Source organism: Sphingobacterium sp. UBA5670, from assembly GCF_002420705.1.
In the GTDB taxonomy this organism is placed as follows: Bacteria; Bacteroidota; Bacteroidia; order Sphingobacteriales; family Sphingobacteriaceae; genus Sphingobacterium.
Map to the genome: position 1 here is coordinate 44,240 of NZ_DIIM01000010.1, position 8,481 is coordinate 52,720.

5 protein-coding genes are annotated in these 8,481 nt (G+C 43.8%); 2 read left to right on the forward strand and 3 right to left on the reverse strand.

What is annotated here, in order from left to right; translation table 11 throughout:
• Positions 1 to 8: 8 nt before the first annotated feature.
• Genes B3C94_RS09210 through B3C94_RS09220 form a run of 3 tightly spaced genes read right to left on the reverse strand, consistent with a single transcriptional unit; the run spans position 9 to position 3,103 of the window.
• A complete protein-coding gene (locus B3C94_RS09210) occupies positions 9 to 770 on the reverse strand; it encodes a M17 family peptidase N-terminal domain-containing protein (protein WP_293902408.1) in 762 nt (253 codons plus the stop codon).
• A gap of 4 nt (positions 771 to 774) precedes the next feature.
• On the reverse strand, positions 775 to 2,172 hold the full coding sequence (locus tag B3C94_RS09215; RefSeq protein ID WP_293902411.1) for an alginate export family protein: 1,398 nt from the start codon (positions 2,170 to 2,172) through the stop codon (positions 775 to 777).
• 37 nt (positions 2,173 to 2,209) lie between these two features.
• Entirely contained in the window at positions 2,210 to 3,103 is an 894-nt protein-coding gene (locus B3C94_RS09220) for a hydrolase (RefSeq protein WP_293902414.1), read from the reverse strand.
• Between the two features lie 325 nt (positions 3,104 to 3,428).
• Between B3C94_RS09220 and B3C94_RS09225 the strand changes: the two genes are divergently transcribed.
• A complete protein-coding gene (locus B3C94_RS09225; RefSeq protein WP_293902417.1) occupies positions 3,429 to 6,665 on the forward strand; it encodes a SusC/RagA family TonB-linked outer membrane protein in 3,237 nt (1,078 codons plus the stop codon).
• A 12-nt stretch (positions 6,666 to 6,677) separates the two neighbouring features.
• Positions 6,678 to 8,444, forward strand: coding sequence for a RagB/SusD family nutrient uptake outer membrane protein (locus B3C94_RS09230; protein WP_293902420.1), 1,767 nt, complete (start codon positions 6,678 to 6,680; stop codon positions 8,442 to 8,444).
• Positions 8,445 to 8,481 lie beyond the last annotated feature (37 nt).

Below are 8,481 nucleotides of genomic sequence, written 5' to 3' on the forward strand. Positions count from 1 at the left end.
CTTTATGTTTAGTTGTGTAAGGAAGAAATTGCTTTTTTGATACCTTCACCAGCTGTTTCAAAGAACGCAGGACCGGCCAAAAGCGTGATTTTGCTCAATACTGGAGTATGATCCAGCTTTTTTTCGCCCAACCATTTTTGTGTTCGGTAGGCATCGATACTGCCAAGAACAACGTTTTCGGCTACTAGTGCTGTGGGTGAATCTACACCTGCATCTTTCAAGTCGCTGGCGAAGCTAAAATTGCGTACACCCAGACGCAGCGCTTCGCGCATAGCAACACTGCCAACATCTTTCATGAGTCCAGCATTAAAATCTTCACGTTTGCCTAATCCGATCAATAACAGTTTTTTGCTTGCGAGTGTGCCATGTTGCGCCGGTGTCAGGAGCACAGTTTCTAGCGCATGCCCTTTGAATTTTCCTGTTTTACGTATTGCAGTCAGCGTACCGTGCAAAGCTTCGTCTAAATGAACAAGCCCATTCAATGCGGCTGGCAATGCCGGTGGGGAGATAAAAATATCACCTTCGGTATATTCAAAGACACAGGCTACCTGTAGATCGCTGACGGCGGCAGATGGACCTTGTACCAAGCCCTCAATAGCCAATCCGTCTACATTCCCCCAGATGGAACTTGTGCCTATTGCCGTTGTTTTTGGAGTAGCTACCGTTGTTTGTGCATAAGTCTGTATTGGGCTTATCGCTAGCGCGCTGAAAAGCGCGACCAACGACCATTGAATTTTTTTCTGTTGAAAGATTGTCTTTGTAGTTTTCATGATATTAGAATTTAAAGGCTATTCTGCTGTTGAAGAAAATTCCATTTTTGGGTGTTGGAATAATATCTTCAATGAATGCGCCTGTTTTAAAATATTGGATGCCGGTTACCAGAGATACCTGTTTGCTGGCGGCGTAGGTAAAGTTGGCCAGATAAGCTGTGCCAATATAACGTTTGTGTGAAGCTGATCCGGACAGGTTGAATGAGCCACTTGGCCTGTATATACCATCCTGCAGGCTATGCCGCCAGTTGAAAACCATGTCAACCTGCATTTTTAACTTAGAAAGTAGGTCGAAAGTGGCGTAGGGATGGATGTCAATTAGGTTGACAGGGCCGATCTGTGGGCTAAAACCAAAGTAACCGCCCTTTGGGTAGATGGGATTAAAGGTTCCAAGATTGCCATCGCCGGCCTGTTTGTCGCCTGAAATATAATCATTGCGTAGATTGATAGACGGTTTAAACATAGTATTTTCAAAGAGGTAACCGATATCCACGGATGCTGTCCAAGCAGCGATGTTGCCTTGACCAAAGGATCCAAATTGATAAGCTCCTTCGAGGTTGTAGATAAACCCACCCCCATATTTCCATACCCGAGCGCCAACAGTATGGCGGGTTTCGGCGGCTATTCCTTCTTCGAAAACGGAGCGATCACGATAGATGCCAACATAGTATAGGTCAAGATTTGCCTGTTTGGGAATAATGATTCTACTGTAGGCGCCCCATAGGTTGACTTGTTTGGATGGTTTATTGTCAAAAATCCCCGGTCTAATGGTATCGGCCATCATCGCGAATGCCTCCACGTTAACTTTGTTACTGCTGTATGCGATCTTGGCTCCGGTAAAGTACCTTCTTGCATTGGGACCTTCGCCGACGGAAATCAAACGGCCAGATCCATAGTCAAGTTCCTGTCTGCCCAAGCGGAATAGGATTGCTTTGTCCTTTTGTTTGAATACGGTAGCATCGAGAAATAGGTTCTGTACATTAAGCTGATCTTCATCAATCTGACGAGAACCATTTTTGCGGCCATGCTGCAGGGCTGAGCGAAGCTGCGTGAACAAACGAAAACGCTCACCGAAATGGATGTCGGCATGTAGGCTATAGCGCTGCAATAGGAAGTTGTTGTGCCCCAACGACTGTCGCCCCCAATCTTCATTATTGAAATCAACATATTCTAACCGAGCCTCGCCACCCATAGACAGCCATATTTGTCCATCAGCGGTTAAAGAGCTGTATTTTAGCTTTTGATAACCATGGCGTGTGCTATCTGCTAGGTTACTATAATCTTCCTCAAAGCGCAATAATTTGTAGGTCTGAGCCAACGAATAATGCGGTAATAGGTTAAATAGTAAGGCTGCGAGTGTCACCTTTCTGAGGTATGCCGATATGATCTGTAATGGAAGCACGAGGTACGGTTTTGAGTAAAAGAATGTTAGTTTTTTGTTAAGCGTGTTTCACCATGTTGTGTGCGTAGTGAATCCCAAGACCATAACTGCCACCATGTTTTTTCATGAGGTCTGTTACGGCAACATAAGTTTCTTGGCGAGCCCAGTCACGTTGCAATTCGAGTAGGTACTGTACAGATGTAATTGGCTTGACGCCCATATGGATCATTCGTTGCATGGCACGCTCATGTGCTTCTTGGCTGACGTCGCCACAGGCATCGGCGATGACGTAAACCTCATACCCTTCAGCTAGCGCAGACAACGCTGGTCCAACGATACATACCCCAGTCCATAGGCCGGCTAAGACTAACTTTTTTTTGCCTGTACCGGTGATGGCACGGTAAGCGGCTTCATCTTCCCAGGTGTTCATACTTGTACGGTCAATGTAATCTGTGCTGGCTTGTGGATAATAGGTTTCAATTTCCGGAAACACAGGTCCTGAAAAGCTTTCCTCCGCAACAGTGGTGACGATGGTCGGAACATTGAATATTTTGGAAGCACCGCAGATTACTGCGACATTGTTGCGCAGTTCTTCCATAGTAATGCTTTTCGTGGCAAATGCCATTTGGCCTTCGAAGTCGATCAAAACAAGTGCGTGGTTGCTTGGCGACAATAGTTCTAATGATGGTTTCATAAATGTGTGTTTTATTGTTGTTTGATGATTGTTGAAATTCAATTTCTTTACCTTTTTTCTTATTGTATTGATAGTTAGTTTTTTGTGTTGTTTTATTGGTTTTTGAAATTGACGATATATCGCCAATTGATTTTTTGTGTTAAAATATTTCAGTAAATCAATGATCTCTTCGTCCTTTCGCCATACCGGATGTCCCTTATGGATTTGCGAAGCTCCTACTGTATACCCAAATTTAGGCGGGTTAATTTTGCTGTTCATTGAACTAGTTCAAGAAAAATCAAAGGAAGAAAAATGGAATAAAACGGACTGTATTTAGGGATTTCGAATTAGTCATTTAGGAATATAGAAGGCGAGTTCCTCTTTTTTTAGTTGTTTTTTACAAGTAAATTAACTTTTATAGCTGTCTATAGCTTTTTTTATGATTTATGTTATCTAAAAGCTAAATTTCTATTAAATGTATGCCTGCAAAACCTGTTTAGTTGTTGATGTTATAGATATTAATTAAATATTTGTTAACATTAAGGTAGATTATAAACCAAGTCAAAGCATCAACTTTGATGCAAAATTCTAAACCAGACTAAAAATGCAGAAAACATTACTAATCAGTATGGCATTGGGTCTCTCATACCCAACTTGGGCTAATGTAGAGCGTGATTATGTCAAATTGACCAAAGAGACGCACGGTGTTGCAGTTCAGTCTACCGTGAAAGGGGTGGTAAGAGACAAAAGCGGAGCAGCCTTGTCCGGAGTTACCATCACCAATTTAACCAGCCAAAAAACAACCTCAACGAATGTAGCGGGTCAGTTCACGATTGAAGCTAGTGTAGGGCAAAAGCTCAAATTGACAGGTATAGGCTACAGTGAAAAGATCGTCAGTGTGACCGGGGGGCAGATCGATGTCATCATGGAATCCAAAGACACTGAACTGGAAGAAGTCGTGGTGGTCGGTTATGGTACACAGAAAAAAGTGAATCTTACCGGTGCCGTAGACCAGGTGGGGTCAGAAGCTTTTGAGGGACGCGTACTGGGCAATGCAAGTCAGATGCTCCAAGGGGTAATTCCCAACTTAAATGTAACCCCGGCTGATGGTAAACCCAATCGGGCTCCAAGTTTCAATATCCGGGGAACAACTTCTATTGGTCAGGGGGGTAGCGCACTTGTCCTTATCGATGGTGTCGAAGGGGATCTTTCTGCTATCAATCCCAATGATATCGAAAGTGTAACGACACTGAAGGATGCCGCTTCATCGGCAATCTATGGTTCCCGCGGAACGTTCGGGGTTGTACTTGTCACAACCAAACGTGCCAAGTCCGGAAAAACGTCTATTAACTATTCGGGAAGTGGCTCTTTTCAGAAACCGATCGCTTTACCCAAATTTGTGACGGATGGCTACGAATATGCTTCGCATTTCTTTACAGCCTATAATGCCTGGAACAATTATTCCTCGATTCCGAGCAAGCTCAACAAGACACAGATCTTTACAACAGATTGGCTGGAGGAATTTAAGAGAAGAAAAGAACAGGGAATTACGGAGCAGGTCACGGTAGATGATAAGGGCAATTATGTATACTACGGTAACGAGGATTATTATGGCATGCTGATCAAGGACAATACCTTTGTCCAGGATCATAACCTCTCTATCAGCGGTAATTCGGAAAAAATGGATTACTATATTTCTGGTCGTGCTTACGATTACAACGGTATGTACCGCTATAATAGCGATAAATATAAGACCTATAATACGCGTGCAAAAGCCGGGCTTCAGGTGACAGACTGGTTGCGGATCAGCAATAACATCGATTTTAACTACGCCAAATACAGGGATCCTTCCACAGCCGGTGAAGGTGGGAATATCTGGCGTAATATTGCAGATGAAGGACACCCTTCTTCACCAATTTTTAATCCCGACGGATCAATGAGTTTCTCGGCAGCCTACACCGTAGGGGATTTCATCTACGGCAAAAACGGTACCAACACTGCCAATCAGGATCTCCGCAATACCACTTCTTTTGAAACCAAATTTTTAAACAATACTTTCCGTGTAAAGGGGGATCTGACTTTCAGAAACCGTGATTTTAGTTCGGTAAGGGTTCGTGTGCCTGTCCCATATAGCACGCAAGAGGGAAAAATGCTGCGGTTGGAAACAAGCATGAATGATAATATTTATCAGGTAGACCAACGTTACCGTTACTTGTTCGGAAATCTTTACAGTGAATATGAACGTACAATAGGTGACCATTACTTTAAAGGTTTGCTCGGTTATAATTATGAGCAACGGACTTATAATTCAACTTATATCACCAAGACCGGTCTGCTTAATGACGACGTAGAAAATATCAACCTGGCGGTGGGGCAGAATACCACAGCAACTGCGGGATATAACAAATACCGCAATGTCGGTGTATTTATGCGAGCCAATTACATCTTCAAAGACCGTTATCTTTTTGAATTCAATGGCCGGTATGATGGTTCGTCCAAATTCCCGACCAACCAACGGTGGGGATTGTTCCCATCTGCATCCCTGGGCTGGCGTATATCGGAAGAACCTTTCTTCCAGGTGGACAAAAAGGCGCTGTCTGATCTGAAGCTAAGGGCCTCTTATGGTTCCCTGGGTAATGGTAATGTGGATCCTTATTCCTATCTGGATATCTACGAAATCAAGATTATGGACCGGGTGCTGAATGGTCAGAAACCTGCCTATACCTCGGTTCCTAAAGTTATCCCGGATAACTTAACTTGGGAAACCGCGCGTACGGCCAATTTAGGTCTTGACCTATCTTCGTTAAATGGGAAATTGACCTTTACCGGAGATATCTATCAGCGCAAGACCCTCAATATGTATACTCTTGGTGTCGCACTGCCGGATATTTTTGGAGCGGAGTCACCAAAAGGTAACTATGCGGATATGACAACTAAAGGTTTTGAACTGAGCTTGACTTATAAGGATCGATTCGACCTTAATGGCAGTCCGTTTAACTGGTCTGTACGGGGAACGCTGGCAGATTATAAATCTAACATAGACCGTTATGAGAATAAGGAAGGTTTAATCAAAGACGGTTCCTATTACGAAGGACAGCGGATTGGTGAGATCTGGGGTTATGTAACCCAGGGGTTATTCCAGAATCAGGCGGAGATTGATGGAGCAGCAACTCAAAAACTGATCAAATCGTCCAACAATGGGACGATCTATCCGGGGGATGTCCGTTTTACGGATCTCAATGGCGATGGTGTGATTGATTATGGAAACAATACGATCTACAGTCATGGTGATAGAACGGTCATCGGTAACGCCGATCCAAGGTATATCTATAGCTTTAACCTCAATTTGGATTGGAAGGGGATCTACTTTTCTTCATTTTTCCAGGGAGTAGGGAAGCAGAACTGGTATCCGAGCAATGAGTCGATTTTCTGGGGACAGTACAATAGACCTTATAACAATTTACCGGAATGGCATCTCAATAATTACTGGACAGAAGATAATCCGAATGGCTATTTCCCACGTTATGCGGGTTATAACGAGTCTATTAAAACTACACCCCAAACCAGATATCTACAAAATGTGGCCTATATTCGGATGAAAAACTTACAGATTGGGTACAGCTTTCCTAAGTCTGTGACAAACCGATTAAAAATCAGTAGTCTTCGTGCAGGCCTGTCGGGTGAAAACCTATGGACCTGGTCACCGCTTTACAAAAAGACGAAGGATCTCGATGTTGGCAACCTGGGCAAATCGGATCCGGAAATCGGAACAGGGTCCGGTGATGGATTTAATTATCCGATCATGAAGAGCATCAGTTTTAACTTATCTATTGGCTTATAGTTTTATATCAACATGAAAAGATTGTTTTATATACCTGTTGTTGCACTTTTGTTCAGTTCTTGCGAACTGAATGAGCTGCCAAAGGCAGGAGCTACCGAAGAAGACATCTTTGGTAGTGAAAGTGGATTAAAAAATTACAGTAACTCCTTCTATCGGAATATCACTTCGGGAAGTGACGCTTATAAAGGTGACGCAATGGCTGATTATTCGGCCGTAAACAGCCTTAATGATTTTATGGTCGGCGGTGCTTACAGCGCGGAAATCAGTTCGGGCTGGTCGTGGACGACTTTGCGCAATATCAATCAATTGATCGCTAAGTGCAACAGTCCCAAATTGACTGATGCCATAAAAAATAATTATATCGGCCTGGCACGCTTTTTTAGAGCTTGGTTTTATTATGAAAAAGTGGTGCGTTTTGGCGATGTGCCCTGGGTAGATCATCCGCTGGCTGTGGATGAAACAGATATTCTCAAGGCACCACGTGATTCGCGCGAAGTGGTCATGAAGCACATCATGGAGGATCTGGACTTTGCCTACGCCAATATCACCAATACAGGAGGCGATGGCAGTACGGTTAATAAATGGACAGCACTTGGTCTAAAGACGAGGATTGCACTATTTGAGGGTACATTCCGTAAATATCATAAACTGAATCTTGCGACACAGCCGGAGGTATTTTTTCAGATGGCAGTAGATGCTGGAAAGATCTTAATGGAAAATGGCCCTTATGGACTTAATATCTCTGCAGATCCCAAGACCTCACAGCGGATGCTGTTTACAAGCAATGCACCTGTAACCAAAGAGGTTATGCTGGCTGTAACCTTTAGCAAAGATCTTGCCCTGCTGAATGATGCGAACTGGTGGTGGACGTCGGCTACCTATGGCCCCCGTCTGAGTTTGGTAAGACCCTTTATCAATACCTTTTTGAATGTTGATGGTACCCCTTATACGGATAGACCCAACTTTCAGACGGAGGAGTTCTATGAGGAATGTCAAAATCGTGACTTGCGGCTTGCACAGTTGATCCGCACACCGGGTTACTCGCGTAATGGACAGGCGGCACCTCCAAATTTTGCGAGTTTCACCTATACAGGTTATCAACCGATTAAGTATACATTGGATGATTCGTATTATGACAACGGCGGGTATAATACGAATGCTGTGCCGCTAATGCGTTATGCGGAGGTGTTGCTAAATTATGCCGAAGCGAAACAGGAACTCGGTACCTTTACTGATGCGGACTGGTCTAAAACCATTGGTGCGCTACGAGTTAGAGCAGGGATCAGTAGTGGAATCAACAGCTTGCCGACAAAAGTTGATAGCTACCTGAAAAATACATTCTTCCCTGAAGTAAACAGTCCTGTGCTTTTGGAAATCCGCCGGGAAAGACAGGTAGAGCTGGCGCTGGAAGGATTCCGTTTCAACGATTTGAAACGCTGGAAACTTGGACCGCTAATGGCCAATTTACCTTGGACAGGTATCTATATTCCAGCGCTGGATAAATTGATCGATATCGATCATAATGGCACACCTGATGTTGTCTTTTATGACGGCAGTAAATCTGCTCCTTCGATCACTGTCCCTGCTGGAGTGGCCAAGGTGGCCATTGGAGGCAAGAGCACCAACTTCCAGACGATGACTTCAGACAATCATCTGGAATGGTTTAAAGCGGTGAAACGTACCTGGGATGATAGCAACAAACAATACCTATACCCGATTCCTTCAGCGGCAATCGTGTTAAATAGTAATTTGATGCAGAATCCGGGTTGGAGCAAATAGTGTTTATTTGATCTGTACTCTAATGATAAAGCCCCTT